Source organism: Paenibacillus sp. OV219 (genome assembly GCF_900110075.1).
Classification (GTDB): Bacteria; Bacillota; Bacilli; order Paenibacillales; family Paenibacillaceae; genus Paenibacillus_Z.
Window position 1 is genome coordinate 634439 of record NZ_FOCJ01000001.1, and the last position, 17297, is coordinate 651735.

A 17297-nucleotide genomic window follows, 5' to 3' on the forward strand; every position below is an offset into this window, starting at 1 on the left:
GACCTGATTTAATCCTAACTGAGTAATCAGTTAGGATTATTTTTTATGAAGATTTTTAAAGAAATGCTAACATCTTGGAGATCAGTTGCCGATATTAACGATACTATTGTTTAAGTAAAAATAGACAAAAATGGCGAAATATCCGCAGAATTGGTGGTGTCGGGCAGTGAAGTTGAAATTCAAGATGAACGCGAACAAGGAAAAAATGAAAACGCAATCAGAAGGTGAAAAACGGACTCCGAATGTCAAAGATCTGTACAGTAGCTCTGTGAACGGAATTAAGAATGTGAAGATGACGAACCCGATCAAATCGGTCGGCCTCATGCTCTTCTTAATTATTTTCAGTGCAATTCTAGTGTGCGTTCTTGTGGTTGGATTATTCTCCTATTCGACATCCAAGAGCATCATTAAGGATAAGGTAACTGAATCGAGCGCCGTGGCCATTGAGCAGTCGTCGGGTAAGCTCGACATGATGTTCAAGAACTACGAAGCGCTTTCCATGCAGATATTGCTCGATAAGACGGTTCAAGATAATTTGAGCGCTTTGGATGTTGTGTCAGACGATTATGAGAAATTCGATACGATGAAGAAGCTTAGCGATTCGTTGCAGTCTTATATTCTTGGTAACCAATCCATTCTTGGCGCAGCGATTATCCCGATTAAGGGAGATGTGACTTCTGTCTCGACAGGCTCTTCTGCCATGTCGACGGAGCTCGCTCAGAAGTCGGATTGGATGAAGAAGGTTGTGGAAGGCAAAGGTCGTCTTGTATGGCTTCCAGCACAAGCTAAAGGATACAGAGGCGATGTACCAGAGGCAACTTTTGCAATGGGCCGCGTGATGAAGAACACGGTTACGAATGAAGGCAATTTTGTTATGATTATTGAGATTTACTTGAGAGAGCTTAGCGAAGTGCTTTCAAGTGTGAAGCTAGGTGACGACAGTAGCATTACCATTGTTGATAGTGCTGGTAACTACGTACTTCCAAGCAATCCTTCAAGCAAGCCTGAAGATATCGGAAAGCCTTCGCCAATTGCACTTCCGAAGGAAGGCAAAGCTGCAAAGAGCGGCTCGAAGACAGCGACAGACGCAAACGGCAAAGAAGTGCTTGCGATCTACAATCAGTTTGAGAATGTGGACTGGAAGCTCGTTGGATCGGTACCGGTAGATGAGCTGGTGAAGGACGCTAAACAGATTTTGAATACGACGTGGATCATCGCAGGTATTGCAGCGTTGCTAGCCATTGGTATCGGCTTACTTGTTATCCGGATGGTTGCGATTCCACTCGTGAGATTGCGTAACCTGATGAATGAAGGCGAGCGCGGTAACCTGACTGTCCGTTCTACGATCAACAAGAAAGATGAGATCGGTCAGCTCGCGCAAAGCTTTAACCAGATGATGTCTCAGATTACAACGCTTGTAAATCAGTCGAATCAATCAGCACAGGACGTACTAGTTACTGCTGGAGAATTGTCCGACGCATCGAAGAAGACTGCAATTTCGGCACGTGAAATCGCGGTTGCGACCGAAGAGATAGCGAACGGCGCTTCGAGCTTGGCGACTGAAGCCGAGAAGGGCAGTGACCTGACCGGCGAGATCGGCGAACAGATGCAGCAGGTCATGATGTCGAACCAAGAGATGGGCGTTGCAGCATCTGAAGTAGAGAAAGCAAGCCGTCAAGGTACTTCGTATATGAACAGCCTCATCGAGAAGACGGGTATGACTGAAGAGATGACGCGCTCCATGGTGGAGAAGGTTGACCGCCTGAAAGAAAGCACGCGTTCCATTCGTAAAATTCTCGATGTGCTCAATAACATGACGAAGCAGACGAATATTCTTTCCTTGAATGCGACGATTGAAGCTGCTCGTGCTGGCGCAGCCGGCAAAGGCTTCATGGTCGTAGCGGATGAGATTCGCAAGTTGGCGGATCAATCCCGTCAATCTATTGATGTTGTTGGTCAAATTACAGAGACCATCCAGAAAGAAATCGACGAGACCGTAAACGTATTGTCGACGGCTTATCCGATCTTCCAGGAACAAATTCAATCCGTAAAAGAAGCAAACCAAATCTTCTTAACCGTACAAGGCCAAATGGGTGATTTCGTTGGTCGCCTCGGTACAGTAACGGAGTCGATCAGCAAGCTGGAACGTTCGCAGGTTGTATTGTCTGAAGCAATGAGCAATGTTAGCGCGGTAGCCGAGGAGTCTTCTGCTACTTCGGAAGAGGTTGCATCCCTAAGCACCGAGCAGAACAGCATCAGTGAAGGACTTGTTCGTCTGTCCGATAAGCTTGAAACCGTATCTTCGGGTCTCAAAGAAACGCTTGCCCGTTTCCGTACGGAATAGTATTAGACAGAAGACCGGCGCCCCCTCGGGCGCCGGTCTTTGTATATACAAAAAGGCGAGGAGCTAAGCTCCTCGCCCTTCATTCATACACATGTTAATTAATCGCGATCCGATTGCGTAAAGATAAGAATGTACTTTAGCAATTCAAGCAGTGAGATAAGCGCTGCGGCGACGTACGTGAGCGCTGCGGCATTCAATACTTTGGCAACGCCGCGTTCTTCATCGTTCGTAATAAATCCTTCAGAGACCATGATTTCACGTGCCCGGTTGCTGGCATTGAACTCGACCGGCAATGTAACGAGCTGGAATGCGACTGCGCAAGAGAAGAAGATAATGCCTAACCCGATGAGGCCTGTCGCATGGAACAGGAAGCCTGCAAGCAGCAAGAAAGGCGCTGCACCGGATGCGATATTCACGACCGGGAAGATCTTATGGCGAACAACGAGCATCGGGTAATGGACGCTATGCTGAATCGCATGACCAACCTCGTGACACGCCACAGAAACGGCCGAGATTGAATTCTCGTAATAAACGTGTTCTGACAGTCTGACGACGCGGTGGATCGGGTCGTAGTGGTCGGAGAGCGTGCCAGGGACCGGCTCAATCGGCACATCATGCAGACCGTTGCGGTCGAGCATCATCCGTGCTGCCTGGTAGCCTGTAAGCCCGCTCGCTGTATGAACTTCAGACCAGCGGTTGAATGTACCACGAACGCGGAACTGGGCCCAGAGCGACAATAGGAATGCAGGTAAGATTAGAATATCCAGCGGGTGAAAAAACATCGTTGTTCCCTCCAATTAAATAAATGCTACATAATACCGCCCTTATTAAGCAGAAGCATGAGTGCTTCGACGCAAGCTGCCGTTTGAGGTACAAGACGTTTGAAGACCTGCTTGGCCTGCTGCGGCTTCAATTGACTGAGCACAGGTTCAATCTCCTGCACCTCGCGCTGCAGCTGCTCGAGATGAAGCTGCAAGTCCATCAGCTTGTCGGATACTTGCTCCTCTGATGAAACTTTACGCCAGATCGCCATACTCGCTTTAATTTCGTCGAGCGATAATTTGTCTTTCTTCAATTGATCAATACGTTTGAGCCGATGCAAAGTTTCATCATTATAGAGACGATAATTTTTGGCGGAACGGCGTTCCGGCTCGATCAGTCCGAGCGACGTGTAGAAATCAATTGTACGGGGACTTACACCAGCCATTTTGGATAATTCACCAATCCGGTATAACGGCAATGACAAATCGGACATTGGAATCACCTCTTTCATTTCATCAGTATGTACCGCATAAGCTTCTAGTTCCTATGATACAGAAAGTTGAACCATACAGTCAAACGTAATGCTTTGGTGAATTTTCCATGTAGGAAACCTAACATCGAATCGGCGGATGTCCATATGAGGGGGTGATAGGAGATGATGGGAGCAAAATTAGAGGTATTAGAAGGTTGAGTGAAAGGTGCGATACAGCTCTAAATGCGAAGGATTTTCCATTGGGACGGGTGTTTTGACATGGAATTCGTTAAAAAACTTAACATTCGATTCGTTTGGAGAGACGAATGTTAGATTTTTTTTAGTAAATTAGGAAAAATGTATTGTCAAAATGAATACTCCAACCTATAATGACATTAAGTCTTTCTTATCATGTCAAGAAACATAACATTAGGGAGTGGTCGTTCATGGTCAAAAAGTTAATCATGTCACTAGGAGCTCTTTCGCTGTTATTCCCCGCTATGGCTTTTGCAGACGACCCGTCTGCAGCAACGCTCAATATGGGGCTCAACTCCATCTGGGTGCTCGTTGCAGCAGTTCTTGTCATTCTGATGCAAGGCGGTTTCATCCTACTGGAAGCCGGTTCGACCCGAATGAAGAACGCAGGTCACATCGCAGGTAAAACGGTGTTCACGTTAGGCCTTTGTACATTGGTTTATTGGGCAGTCGGTTATGCAATTGCTTTTGGCTCTGATAACGCGGAGAACTCGATCAGTAAGATCATCGGCTGGGGCAGCTACCTCTTTGCTCCGACAGTAGCAGCTGCTGATGGCGAGTCGCTTCCTTCAACCATCTTCTTCATTTTCCAACTGGCTTTCGCAGCTGTATCGCTGTCGATCGCATGGGGCGGCTTCGCAGAACGCGCTAAACTGTCCGCATATCTCGTATTTACAATATTGTTCACAGCAATTGTTTATCCGGTTATCTCCCACTGGATTTGGAGCCCAACAGGCTGGTTGTTCGCGAAAGGCGCGCAAGACTATGCAGGCTCCACGGTCGTACATTTAACAGGTGCGCTTGCAGCCTTTGCCGCAACCGTACTGCTCAAACCGCGGATCGGCCGCTTCAATAAAGACGGTTCCGCTAACGAAATTCTTGGTCACAACCAAGTATTCGGCGCATTGTCTGTACTTCTTCTGTGGGTTGGCTGGTTCGGATTTAACGCTGGTAGCGCGCTTGGCGTAGGCGATGGGTTCTTCGGCTATGTAGCATTCAACACACAGCTCGGCGCAGCTGGCGGCGCGGTTGCAGCACTGTTGATCTCCTGGCTCGTAAATGGTAAAGCTGATATCACAACAACGTTGAACGGCGGCTTAGCTGGTTTGGTTGCCATTACAGCAACTTGCGCATTCGTTGATCCTTGGGCAGCGGTTGTTATCGGTTTGATCGCAGGTGTGCTCGTATTCTTCAGCGCGAAGTTCTTCGAGAAAATTAAAGTCGATGATCCAATCTATGCACTTTCTGTGCACGGTGCTGCAGGAGTTTGGGGTACACTCGCGAATGGTATCTTTGCAACGGATGTACTTGCGAAGAAGCTGAACGTTGGTCAAGGCGGTATCATTGATACAGGCAATTGGCACCAAATGTGGGTACAGCTTGAATCGGTACTTGTGTGCGGCGGTTATGTGCTGGCTGTATCCTTCATCATCCTCGGTGTAATGAAGGTTGTTATGGGTCTTCGTGTAACAGAAGAGCAAGAGATTATCGGTCTTGACCTCTCTGAGCATGGTGCATTCGGATATCCGGAACAAATGAAAAAAGCACAAAGCAGCATGTAAGACCTACTATTCGTCGCTTCTATTACTAGGGCAGGGGTGAGCACAGCATGGGCGATTCAGTTCGTGCAAAGCTGTTCACACGCATCGGGACTACAGATGATGTGATTGCGCTGCGCGGCTTGCGGGATCAAATCCATGAGCAAATGGCTGTACTGCAGGCCGAGCAGCCGATCGAACAATTTTATACGGATCTGAATGAGGTACATGATGCGTTAATTCGCCAGGCGATCTCACTTTCAGAAGCGAAGCTGGCACGGATGGGGCATGGATCCCCACCCGTGCCTTACGCGTATCTATTGTTCGGCAGCGGTGGCAGACAAGAACAAACATTATCCAGCGACCAAGACAGCGGGTTGATCTATGAGAATCCGGTGGAAGAAGCGGAGCGGGAAGAGGTAGAGGAATATTTTCGTATACTAAGTGCTACGGTCGTTGCGACATTGCAAGATATCGGATATCCGCCGTGTGAGGGGAATGTCATTAGCTCTAATCCGCTTTGGTGCCAATCGCTCTCAGGCTGGCAAGCGAAGCTCGATGGCTGGTTTCAAGAGCCGAACTGGGAGTGTGTCAGGTATCTTCTCATTGTCGCAGATTGCCGGTGCGTATACGGTCAAGAAACATTGCTGCACGCGCTAAAAAGCCATTATTATTCCGATACGCTCGTAAACCAGACGATTGTTCAGCACATGCTTAACAATACGATGCGCCATAAAGTGCTGATTGGAGTATTCGGTCAGCTGCTCAAGGAGCAATATGGCGAAGAGGCGGGAAGTCTGGATTTGAAATATGGGGCCTACATCCCGATGGTCAATGCAATTCGGCTTATGAGCATTAAAGCAGAGGTGAGGGAAACTTCAACATTATCCCGAATCGCAATGCTGAGCGAGCGTGGCGTCATTGCAGGGCTGGATGGTGTGGAGTATAAAGGTGTCTTCAATCTGTTTATGCGCCTTCGGCTGATGACGATGACTCGCGCCGAGGACGGAGTGTATACAAACAGCGGCAAGCTGCCGCAGGCGAAGCTGTCGAAAGAATTAATTGACGAGCTTAAAGCTGCGCTCCGAGTCGTGAAGAAGTTGCAGCGACAGGTGCAGAAGCAAACGAAAGGCAGGCTCTTAAAGTAAGGCTGAGGTTTGACGGAGGGGAGAAGTATGAAGGAACAGCGCAGCATGGGTAGAATGTGGCATTTGTACAAAATGGGCGGACTTACGTCAGCGATTGCCGGCGCGGTCGGTGCTCAAAATGCGCAACAGATGGCCTTCATTCGCTCGATGTCTAAGGAGCAGCGAAAAGATTCCATTATGGATACGCCGCTAAGTGACATGGAGGTGGTCGTCTTCGACCTGGAGACGACGGGCTTCTATCCGACGAACGGCGATGAGATTATATCGTTCGGCGCCGTCTTGCTGAAAGGCGAAGAGTTGGTGCCTGAGCAGACATTCTACAGCCTCGTCAATCCGAAGCGGAGAGTGCCGAAGCATATTACGGAGCTGACCGGCATCACGAATGCGATGACCGAGGATGCCCCAGATCTGATGCAAGTGCTGCATGATTTCATGGAGTTCGTCGGCAAAAGAATGCTGATCGCGCATGCGAGCGGTCATGATAAACAGTTTCTAAACGCTGCCCTTTGGCGGACGTCGAAGGTTAATTTGACGCATCGGGTACTTGATACAATGCTTGTGGCAAAGTGGTTGGAGCCAAATCGCGAGAGCTATAGCCTCGACGATCTGCTGGAGCATAGCGGCATTGAGATCACGACGCGGCATCATGCCTTGGAGGATTCGATTATGACCGCGAAGCTGTGGCAGAATTACTTGCGGCGAATTCTAAGCCGGAATGTCATTACTCTTGGGGACTTATACGCGTATCTCAGTAAGCATTAATGGACTGCAGCATAGCTGGCCGTGCGGGTCGTTATGGATCCAGTAAGGCTGAACGACTGGGTGGCGAGCCGAATTGGCTAGCGAAATAATCCAATACGACGTATCACGCGCAGCAGCAGTCCGAATGCCGATCATATCGGCAGCGCTCGGTAGTGGCATCGATGTAGGATGAGAATGGTAGTAACCGACAAGTGATTGTCGGTTTTTTTGCATGTGATAAAGGGCTTGGATCCACGAAGCGGGTTCGAACGCGAATTGGTTGTTCAAACGGGAAACTGCTTCTGCATTGTTTACCGGATATACATGGGTGACGCTCACGAGAGGTACGCCGTCGATATGTTCGAGCGTTCCCGCCAAGACGCCGCATGCTTCGCTAGGCATGGCATCAGAGCAGCTGCGCAATAGCTGCTCATGTGCCTCTAGAGCCAACCTGGCGGCTGTTGGCATTGAAACGAATGTTCGATTCGGTACTGCATTCGGCTGATCGTTATCGGGCGTTAGTTCGGTATTTCTGTATGACATACGAATGCGAGGCCTCATTCCTGAATGGTGATGGTTGACTCCATTCATTATAAGTGTTCATGCCTCGCATTCGTCAACCGCTGTCTCCCGCTTTCTGAGGCGGGTGAACGAGGAAGATGATGATGAGCAGCGCGCATGCGGAAAGCGCGGATACGACGCTATACAGTAATGTGTCTGAGCGTGAAGCCATCCATCCAAACAATGGCGGACCGAAGGCTACGCCGAGGAAACGAAGGCTGCTGTATAGCGATGTAACCATGCCGCGATGAGGCCGATCAACAGCGCCGGTAATGAGCGTGTTCAGGCAGGGCAGGAGCATTCCCGTGCCGAGGCTGCTGAGCGCAGCGAAGCCAATCAGCGCGTAGATGTTATGATGCAAGAATGCTGCAGCGGCTAGTGCGCCGCTCATGACAGCGAGCCCAATAATCATGAGTCGGCGCATGAGGGTGCCGTTGTTCTTAATGCGATGCCCCGTGATGTATGCCGTGATGACGAGGAAAAGGAGCGGTATGGCGAGCACGCCGCCTTTGGCAACGCCGTCAATATGGTAAGGAGCCTTCTCGAGCAGATCGGACAACCGGAAGAGCACGCCGAACAAGATAAAGAGTCCAAGTGAACCCGCAATAAAGGACGAGATGAGCCAGCGGCCTTTCTCGCGGAACACCTTCTTAATGTCTCCGACATATTGTTTGACGGGAACCGCTTCTTTGCTCGCTTTAGGTGGTTCCTTAATGAGCAGCATCATGGCAAAGAAGGAGCCTGCGCAGAACAGTGGGAACGCGAATAGCGGCATATACCAGGCGATGAGCGCCAACAGAGAGCCTATGATCGGGCTGACCACCTTGCCAGCGCCATTGGAAGCTTCAATAAGGCCGAGCGCTTCGCTTTCGGTACCGTCCTTGTACATGTCGCCGACTAGCGCCATCGCAATAGGTGAAGTGCCGGCTGCTCCTATCCCTTGCAGTGCGCGAGACGCGATGAGCAGCCAGTAGGAGTGCATTACAGCGCCAATGCCTGCGACGATGCCGGCTATGCCATATAGCGCGAGCGAAGGTAAGATGACGGCTTTACGTGAATAACGATCGGATAAATAGCCGGATATGGGAATAATGAGACCAGCAGATACGGAAAATAATGTGATGACAAGGCTTGATTGGAAGCTCGTAATATGTAGCTTCTTCTCCATATCCGGGAGAATCGGAACAAGCATGGAATTGCCTAGAACGAGGACGAGCGGCACGGTGGCGAGTGCAATATACTCCAGCCATTTTCTACCTCCGGCTTGCTTCTGCTTCTTCGTATCGTCCTTGCTGCGGCTGCTATGGTCTGCTGTACGCAGCTTGCCAGGCTTATTCGCAGCCCATTTCGATGTTGTTGATTGCTTCATTCGCGCGGATGCCCCCATGCTTGTGGTTTGACCTTCGCCCTGTAATGTGCCCATGAGCTTGAGCTACCATTCTCAGACATGGTAACATGTAGGGAGGCAACCTCGAGCTAACGTAAAATGTAGAAAGAAGGCGCAATATGAAACGTTCAATCGTCTTGATCGTCATCGTGCTCGCACTCGCAGGTGCGGCCATTTATCAGAATACAGGGAAGCATGACAAAGCGCTTGCCGCTTCTAGCGATATGCTGCCAAAGCCGGGCTACACAGCGCCGACGCTGCAGCTGCCGAATTTGGATGAACAGCCCGAGAATATCGGTGGCAAGCGGGACAAGCTGCTGCTGCTTAATTTCTGGGCTTCCTGGTGCGGACCTTGTGAGCTGGAAGCTCCTGACCTACAGGCGTTGTCGAAGAAGTACGGCGATAAGCTGGAGCTGTATGGCGTGAATGCAACGAGTATGGATAAAGAGCGGCAGGCGCGAGAGTTTGTCGATCAGCAGCAATTTACGTTCCCGATACTCATGGACCGAGACGGCAAAGCGACAGATTTGTACAAGGTCAATCAATTCCCGACAAGCTTGCTTATTGATAGCAATGGAGTCGTGAGGGAGCGGGTCACAGGGGTGATCTCGAAGAGCAAGTGGGAATCAATGATTGATAAGTGGATTGCGGTTCAGGAAGAGACAGAGCAGAAGCCGAGCGCATAATAACAGAAACGCCAGATCAGCTAATCAAGCTGATCTGGCGTTTCTCGTTTAATGAATATTAGTGATTAACCAATCCGTGCTGCTCGCGCGGCTCTTCGTGGGCATTGTCAATCTTATTCATGCTAAGCAGCGCATATCGGATACTATCAACAAGCGCTTCCCAGCTCGCTTCGATGACGTTGTTCGAGACGCCAACTGTGTTCCAAGTCGTCTTGAAGTCGGTTGATTCGATAAGTACGCGGACTTTGCCTGCTGTCGCGCCTTTCTCGTCGATCACGCGAACCTTGTAATCAGATAGGTGGAAATCATTAATGCTCGGATAGAATGGCTCCAATGCTTTACGCAGAGCGTTATTGAGTGCATTAACTGGACCGTTGCCTTCCGCGGCTGTGTAGATCGGCTGGCCGTCGACATTCACTTTCACAATCGCTTCCGCGTTCATGCAACCGTTCGTTTTCTCAACGAGCATCTTCATCGATTCGAGCTTGAAAATTTCTTTCATCTCACCGAATGCGTCTCGGAGCAGCAACTCCAGTGAAGCATCTGCGCCTTCGAACTGATAGCCTTGATGCTCCAGTTCTTTAATGCGTTCCATAATTTCCTTCGTCTTCTCGTTGCCAGTGTTCACGTCGAGACCGAGCTCTTGTGCCTTGGAGATAATATTGCTCTGGCCTGCCAGCTCGGAGACGAGTACGCGCTGTTTGTTGCCGACCAATTCAGGGCGAATATGCTCGTACGTCTTCGAGTCTTTCATAATCGCGGAGACGTGGATGCCGCCTTTGTGCGCGAACGCAGCGTTGCCGACATAGGGTTGTGCGACAGGCATGTGCACGTTAGCGATCTCGCTAATATAACGAGCTGTCTTCGTGAGCGATTGCAGTTGATCGTCGCTTACGCAGCGATAGTTCATTTTGATTTGCAAATTCGGGATGATCGAGCACAGGTTTGCATTGCCGCAACGCTCACCATAACCGTTAATCGTACCTTGTACTTGACGCGCACCGGCTTGAACGGCTGCCAATGTATTCGCAACAGCAAGCTCGCAATCATTATGCGTATGGATACCAAGCGGCGCATTCAGCTCTGCGCGGATGCGGGAAACAATGTCATTCACTTCTGTCGGCAGCGTGCCGCCATTCGTATCACAGAGTACGATCCAGTCTGCGCCAGCATCCTGGGCTTTGCGCAATACCGCAAGCGCATACTCCGGATTATGCTTATAACCATCGAAGAAATGCTCCGCATCGAAGATCGCTTCAACATCGTTCCGTTTCAGAAAAGCAAAAGAATCATAGATCATCGAGAGATTCTCTTCAAGTGTCGTTTGAAGAGCGGTATGTACATGGAAATCCCAAGACTTGCCTACGAGAGTTGCCGCCGGAACGCCGGATTCGACAATACGCAGCAAGCTGCTGTCTTGCTCTGCAAGGCTGTTCTTCCGTCTTGTGCTGCCGAAAGCGGTAATCTTCGCGTTCAGCTGTAAGCCTTTGGCGCGCTGGAAGAACTCGATATCCTTGCTGTTGCTGCCCGGATTTCCGCCTTCAATATAATGTACGCCGAGCAAATCGAGCTTCTGGGCGATTTTTATTTTGTCGTCTGCTGAGAGGCTGATGCCTTCGCCTTGCGTGCCGTCTCGCAGCGTCGTGTCAAAGATGGAGATAGTGTTTGCCATGATTGCTTAGAGCTCCTTTCTATGTGAAACAATGCATTGTGATAATTTTTTATTATATCATTACTTATCCAGTGCGTAAATGCGACTTTCTTTCTGACAGAGTCGGTGTTGGATCAGAATGCGAAGTTGACGGTGATTTTCGCCAAAGGTATGCTGAAATGAGTTCATGAGTGAGTGGGAAGAGGGGGTTTGTTCAGCGGTGGATAAGGAGACGGGGCAAGAGAAAACAGGGAAAAACCGCGTTATTCTTCACTTGGATATGAACGCCTTCTACTGCTCGGTGCACGAAGCGGAGGAGCCTCATCTCTATAAAGATAAACCGACCGCTGTCGCCGGAAGCGTCGAGCAGCGCAGAGGCATCATTGTCACCTCGTCCTATGCCGCCCGGAAGCTAGGCGTTAAGACAGGCATGACGGTTCGCGAGGGGCTGCGTCGCTGCCCGGATCTTCTATTGATCAAGCCGGATTTTCAGCTGTACCGTAAGTACTCGCAAGGGTTTATGTCGATTGCGAAGCAGTATACACCGCTTGTAGAAGCCATGTCGATAGATGAGTGCTACTTGGATATTACGGGCTCGTCCACCTTCGGCGAACCGCTCGAAATCGCACACCAAATACAGGATCGAATCCGGTCCGAGTGGAACCTGCCCAGCTCGATAGGAATCGCGCCGAATAAGCTCCTTGCGAAGATGGCCTCTGATATGCAGAAGCCGAACGGGTTCACGGTATTGCGCATTCGCGATGTGCCCAGGCTTCTATGGGACAAGCCGTGTGACACCCTGTTCGGGATTGGCCGCAAGACGGCAGAGAAGCTGACGAAGCTGAATATCAGAACGATCGGGCAGCTCGCGGATACGGACGAAGCGATGCTGAACAAGCATTTTGGCGTGATCGGCTCTTGGATGAAAGCGGCAGCACATGGCCACGATAGTTCGCAGGTCAACGCTTCAAGGGAACGCAACAAGTCAATCGGACACACAACGACGCTGCCGAAAGATGTGAAGGAACGCGAGGATGCGCACAGGGTTCTGCTCAATCTAGCGGACCAGACAGGTCGTAGAATGCGCCACCAGAAGATGATGGCCTCTACCATTCAGCTTGTAATGAGGCGATCGGATATGTCGACGTTTAATCGATCCGTTACGCTAACATCGCCTACGGATTCGGCATATGATATTCACAGAGAAGCTTGCAAGCTGTTCGATAAACATTGGAAGGAAGGCGAACCGCTTCGGCTGCTCGGCATCACCCTTCAAAATCTATCACTTCAATCAGAGACTGCGGTCCAGCTTGATCTATTCGATTATAAAGAGCAGCCTCGAAAGGATGCTTTGACGAAGACAATGGATATGCTGCGAGACAAGTTTGGCGAGGATGCAGTGCTCACTGCAGGAATGCTTGGCGACGATCCTTCTGCGCTCATTCGCAACAAACGAATTAGAGGGACATCCTTGCAAACTGACGATCATATGTTATATAGTGATGAGTGAAGGTTGTTCGCTAATTTGTTTGCACAAGCAACAAGTAAGCGGTTTTAAGGTTAGAACTAATAGGAGGGAAAACGATGTCGAAGTTTACATGGGTTGAGAAAGATACTTGCATTGCTTGCGGTGCATGCGGCGCAACGGCACCGGATATTTATGACTACGATGATGAAGGACTTGCAGAGGTTATCTTTGGCAGCGACGGCAACCACGGTAACACTGAAATTCCATCCGATCTATATGATGACTTGCAAGACGCAGCAGACGGCTGTCCAACAGATTCCATTAAGATCGCAGACACTGCTTTCAACAATTAAGAGCGCTTCATAGGATCGCACTAAAGTCCCATTCCTTGTTACGACAAGGGATGGGACTTTTCTTGTTTTTTCGACAATTATGATTGCCATTGGCTGTAAAACTACAATAGAATAGAAGAAAAGAATGAGAGGTAATATTATCCGTTCCAAAATAGAATAGGAGGTAATTATGCGAAAGCGCAAATGGTTGTTGACAACCGCGGCAGCACTGGTCATTTGCTTGTTCTGGTCCTTCCTTAGCAGCTTGGGAACTGGCGGCTCATTGAACCGGATGGAGTCCTTTCTACAGGACAAAGTAACCCAGCAAACAGACGCGGAGAGAGCGCCTAACGTCAACATTAAACTGATCAAGATTGACCAGACGTCACTCGATAATTTAGGTCAATTTCCATGGGACCGAAGTCTCTACGCGCAGCTCATCTCGATGCTTGCGGATGCTGGGGCGAAAGCGATTGCGCTCGACGTTGTGCTTGCAGAGCCGGGGAAGGAGCCCGAGAGCGATGCGCTGATGGCGGAGACGATGAAGAAGTACCCTAACGTCATTCTGCCGGTTATCTTCAATTTCAAAGCAAGGCAGGACGAGGCTGGAGAGCTGGAGACAGAGTCGATCTCCTATCCAGCGGATACAATCGGGGCAAGCCAAGAACAGCTCGGCCATATCAATGTCATGCAGGACCAGGACGGTACGGTCCGTAAATTGACTGTCGGCCTTAAGAATGATGATGAGCAGATGATTCCGGCATTCAGTGTCAAGCTCGCGAACTATTTGCTTGATAAGGATCAACAAATTACCTGGAATGTAGACAAGTCCGGCTGGTACCGGGGCAGCCAGCATATTCCTGTGGACAAACGCAATCAGATTGCAACAGAGTTCTATACGATGCCAAGGGAAGAGATGAGCGCTGATACAGGCTATGATTCGCAATCGTTCTTCGATGTGCTCTCAGGCAACGTGCCTGCGGATTACTATAATGGGGATGTTGTTTTAATCGGCCCGTACGCGCCTGGCCTACAGGACGAATATTTAACACCACTCAGTACAACGCTCAAGATGTATGGAGTCGAAATTCACGCCAATATGGTGCAGTCGCTCGTAGCAGGCAAGTTCTCTACGAAAGCAACACCTGCCGTAAATTACGCCTTGATTGTGCTGCTTTCGCTGCTCACGATTCTTTTATTTGAAAGAGTAACTGGCGGCAAAGCGTTTCTCGTATACGGTGCGCTGGCAGCAGGTTATGTTCTGACATGGATTGAACTCTATCAATTTAAATCTCTATTTATTACGATTACATATCCTTTCCTCGCGATGACCACAGCCTTTGTCTGGTCAGTCGTCAGCCATTATGTTACTGAACGGCGTGAAAGAAGCCGTGTGACTAACATCTTCGGTCGATTCGTTCCGCGTACCGTTGTGGATGAAATGCTGGCTTCCGGCGAAGAAGTGACCGTGGGCGGACAGCGCCGCGATATTAGCGTGATCTTCGTCGATATCCGCGGCTTCACCCCAATGTCCGAGAAGCTGCAACCAGAGCAGGTCATTCAAGTCTTGAATGAGTATTTGGATATCTGTACGAAAGCGGTCTTCAAATGGAATGGCACGCTCGACAAGTTCATTGGCGACGGCGTTATGGCGATCTTCGGGGCTCCGATCTCGCAGCCGAATCATCCGGAGCTAGCGGTTTTGGCGGCTCTTGAGATGAAGCGCCAATCGGCGGAGCTGGAGGAGCGCTGCTTGCGTGAGATCGGCGTACCGGTAAGGTTCGGCGTCGGTGTAAACAGCGGTCCGGCGGTCGTTGGCAACATCGGCTCGCAGATGCTTCGACTCGACTATACAGCGATCGGTGATACGGTTAACTTGTCGGCGCGGCTTGAGGCCAATGCGAAGCCAGGACAAATCCTTATTAGTGAAGAGACGCTTGCTCGCGTGAAAGGCAAATTTATTACGCAGAGCATCGGTGAAATCAAAGTAAAGGGTAAGGAACTGCCTGTACTCGTAACGGAAGTGCTCGGCGTTGCCGAGGAACAACCGGAAGATGAGCAGGAATTACTACATGTGGGGAGAGAAGGAGCATGAGGTTTCGCAGAAGCATAAATATCCGTTCGCTCCTAATGCTGCTATGCCTACTGCTTATTATTGGGCCAGGCTCGTTACTAGCAGGTGTGGGACATGCCTCCGCGCAAGTGATGCGCGTAGCTGTCGTCAAAGAGATGAGCGGTACGGTGAACGTACTCAAATCAGGTGGAGCGAAGTCGTTTAAGGCATTCCGCAATATGAGCTTGAACGAGGGAGATCAAATTGCAACAGGCAAAGACGGTAAAGTCACACTAACGCTGTCGAGCAGCGCTGCAGATACAGACGAGATCAATATTAGTAATGGCTCGCAAGTCACGTTCTCGAAGATGAAGGACAGCAGCGGTGCGAAGACGAAGATGAGCGTTTGGGCCGGTTCACTCTGGGTGAAGGTGAAATCCGTCTCCAACGCGAGCGATCAGTTCGAAATCGAAACGCCAACGTCCATTATGGGTGTACGTGGAACACATTTCTTCGTGAAGGTGAATCCATTGACAGGTGAGACGAGTGTATTCTTGGCAGCAGGCGTAGTCGAATCGAGCACGAATAAAGACCGGCATAATACTGACATCGACTCGGGTATGTCGAACACGGTAACGATCTATCCGTCGCAGCAGTTAGGTGAAGCGAATGGCGAGGATGGGGTTGAAACTTCCATTTCTATTGTAGACCTCGCTACTTTTGTTAACGGGGCCTCACCGGACGTGGTGAAAGCGATTCTGCAAGATGCGGTATCCATTGCTGCGGAACAGAAGCAGATGATTGAGAAGGCGAAAGAGAGCTTGAATACAGAGCAGAACAAGGATAACTTTGGCGGCCTCATTCAAACACCTGAAGATTTGCGGCGCATGACTGATAATTTAACAAACCTAGTATCTATTATTGCAAAAGAAGCGATCGCGCAGAAAAAGGTAACTCAAGACGTGATCGATCAAATTAATAAAGACGCTGGCACTAAGTTGATTGATTCGAAGACGACCAGCGAACTCCAGCTGACCGATATCGAGAAGAAGGCGCAGGAGCAAGCGAAAAAATTCGAAGAGCTTCAGAAGCAGCTGGCTGACAAAAAGGCGGAAGAGCAGAAGAAAAAACAGGAATTGCTGCAAGAAGCCATCAAGAAGGCCCAAGAGCTGAGAGACAAACTGGAAGAAGCGAACAAGCAAGCACAGCAAAAGCAAAAAGAGAAGGATAATCAAACCTACTACAATCAACAAACACTTGAAGAACAGAAGCGAATTGACGAAAATCGTAATACTGCCGGATTGCCAAGTATTCCGACGACCGGTGGAACGAACAGCGGATCAGGAAGCGTAGGCACGAATTCGACGGTAAGCTTGCAGGCGACTGCGAATGGGACAATTTCGTCTGGTTTCATCGACCTCGGCGTCGTGTTTAAGGGATTCACAGGATCGAAGAAAATTATGGGCTATCAAATTGAAGTGGAATATGACAATCAGCTTGCTCAGTTTGCGACTGGCGCGTTTGACAGTGGAGAATCGCTTATGTACCGCGGCGGTGGTACTTCCGGCTTTGTCGTTGAACCGGAGAACCAAACTGTAGAAGAGGCGAACAGCGTTGATGATTATCGTATCATCGAAGGAACTAACCATCACTCAACATTGCTATATACCGTTGTGAAAATCAGCGGCAGTTCGGTAGAGATCAACGAGGAGACAACAGTTGTCCGGCTTCCGTTCCTACTAGGCATGCATACCGAGTTTCCACCTGCGCCAGCAACGGTGCCAGTGACGTTCAAAATCAAATCTGTAACGGCTGTAGATCAGAACGGCAATGCAGTCGCAGTTATTAAAGGTTCAGATCTAACTGTGCAAGTGGCGCAAGTATTATGATAAGGAGGGA

Annotated in this window: 14 protein-coding genes; 9 read left to right on the top strand and 5 right to left on the bottom strand. The window is 49.6% G+C overall.

All coding sequences use genetic code 11. The annotated features are described in order from the left end of the window. Nucleotides 1-184 precede the first annotated feature (184 nt). Entirely contained in the window at nucleotides 185-2344 is a 2160-nt protein-coding gene (locus tag BMY11_RS02695; RefSeq protein ID WP_371262759.1) for a methyl-accepting chemotaxis protein, read from the top strand. 98 nt (nucleotides 2345-2442) lie between these two features. On the opposite strand, the gene BMY11_RS02700 is transcribed toward BMY11_RS02695, so the two are convergent. Together BMY11_RS02700 and BMY11_RS02705 are read right to left on the bottom strand one after the other, a co-directional pair. Beyond that, on the bottom strand, nucleotides 2443-3126 hold the full coding sequence (locus BMY11_RS02700) for a zinc metallopeptidase (RefSeq protein WP_090572918.1): 684 nt from the start codon (nucleotides 3124-3126) through the stop codon (nucleotides 2443-2445). A 26-nt stretch (nucleotides 3127-3152) separates the two neighbouring features. After that, a complete protein-coding gene (locus BMY11_RS02705) occupies nucleotides 3153-3599 on the bottom strand; it encodes a MerR family transcriptional regulator (RefSeq protein WP_090572919.1) in 447 nt (148 codons plus the stop codon). A gap of 425 nt (nucleotides 3600-4024) precedes the next feature. On the opposite strand from BMY11_RS02705, the gene BMY11_RS02710 reads away from it, so the two are divergent. Genes BMY11_RS02710 through BMY11_RS02720 form a run of 3 tightly spaced genes read left to right on the top strand, consistent with a single transcriptional unit; the run spans nucleotide 4025 to nucleotide 7281 of the window. Then, a complete protein-coding gene (locus BMY11_RS02710; protein WP_090572920.1) occupies nucleotides 4025-5395 on the top strand; it encodes an ammonium transporter in 1371 nt (456 codons plus the stop codon). A 47-nt stretch (nucleotides 5396-5442) separates the two neighbouring features. After that, nucleotides 5443-6519: a DUF294 nucleotidyltransferase-like domain-containing protein gene (locus BMY11_RS02715; RefSeq protein WP_090572921.1), complete on the top strand. Its 1077-nt coding sequence runs from the start codon at nucleotides 5443-5445 to the stop codon at nucleotides 6517-6519. 27 nt (nucleotides 6520-6546) lie between these two features. Then, the gene (locus tag BMY11_RS02720; protein WP_090572922.1) at nucleotides 6547-7281 is read left to right on the top strand and encodes a 3'-5' exonuclease; all 735 of its coding nucleotides are present in this window, start codon (nucleotides 6547-6549) and stop codon (nucleotides 7279-7281) included. Here the strand turns inward: BMY11_RS02720 and BMY11_RS02725 are convergent. Both BMY11_RS02725 and BMY11_RS02730 read right to left on the bottom strand, forming a co-directional pair. Then, entirely contained in the window at nucleotides 7255-7803 is a 549-nt protein-coding gene (locus BMY11_RS02725; protein WP_177182466.1) for a M67 family metallopeptidase, read from the bottom strand. The genes BMY11_RS02720 and BMY11_RS02725 overlap by 27 nt on opposite strands. A gap of 73 nt (nucleotides 7804-7876) precedes the next feature. Then, complete coding sequence (locus tag BMY11_RS02730) at nucleotides 7877-9190, bottom strand: MFS transporter (protein ID WP_090572924.1); 1314 nt, start codon at nucleotides 9188-9190, stop codon at nucleotides 7877-7879. Nucleotides 9191-9327: 137 nt separating this feature from the next. Between BMY11_RS02730 and BMY11_RS02735 the strand changes: the two genes are divergently transcribed. Further along, nucleotides 9328-9894 carry a TlpA family protein disulfide reductase gene (locus BMY11_RS02735; protein ID WP_090572925.1) on the top strand — a complete coding sequence of 189 codons (567 nt, stop codon included), beginning with the start codon at nucleotides 9328-9330 and terminating at the stop codon, nucleotides 9892-9894. Between the two features lie 58 nt (nucleotides 9895-9952). Here the strand turns inward: BMY11_RS02735 and cimA are convergent, their stop codons facing one another. Next, a complete protein-coding gene (gene cimA / locus BMY11_RS02740) occupies nucleotides 9953-11566 on the bottom strand; it encodes a citramalate synthase (protein WP_090572926.1) in 1614 nt (537 codons plus the stop codon). Between the two features lie 199 nt (nucleotides 11567-11765). Between cimA and BMY11_RS02745 the strand changes: the two genes are divergently transcribed. From BMY11_RS02745 to BMY11_RS02760, 4 genes are all read left to right on the top strand, one after another. Further along, a complete protein-coding gene (locus BMY11_RS02745; protein ID WP_256217274.1) occupies nucleotides 11766-13055 on the top strand; it encodes a DNA polymerase IV in 1290 nt (429 codons plus the stop codon). Nucleotides 13056-13129: 74 nt separating this feature from the next. Beyond that, nucleotides 13130-13366 carry a ferredoxin gene (locus BMY11_RS02750; protein WP_090572928.1) on the top strand — a complete coding sequence of 79 codons (237 nt, stop codon included), beginning with the start codon at nucleotides 13130-13132 and terminating at the stop codon, nucleotides 13364-13366. A gap of 169 nt (nucleotides 13367-13535) precedes the next feature. Beyond that, nucleotides 13536-15440 carry a CHASE2 domain-containing protein gene (locus BMY11_RS02755; protein WP_090572929.1) on the top strand — a complete coding sequence of 635 codons (1905 nt, stop codon included), beginning with the start codon at nucleotides 13536-13538 and terminating at the stop codon, nucleotides 15438-15440. After that, nucleotides 15437-17287 (top strand): FecR domain-containing protein, encoded by a 1851-nt coding sequence (locus BMY11_RS02760; protein ID WP_090572930.1) that lies wholly within the window; start codon nucleotides 15437-15439, stop codon nucleotides 17285-17287. The genes BMY11_RS02755 and BMY11_RS02760 overlap by 4 nt, the downstream gene beginning before the upstream one ends. Nucleotides 17288-17297 lie beyond the last annotated feature (10 nt).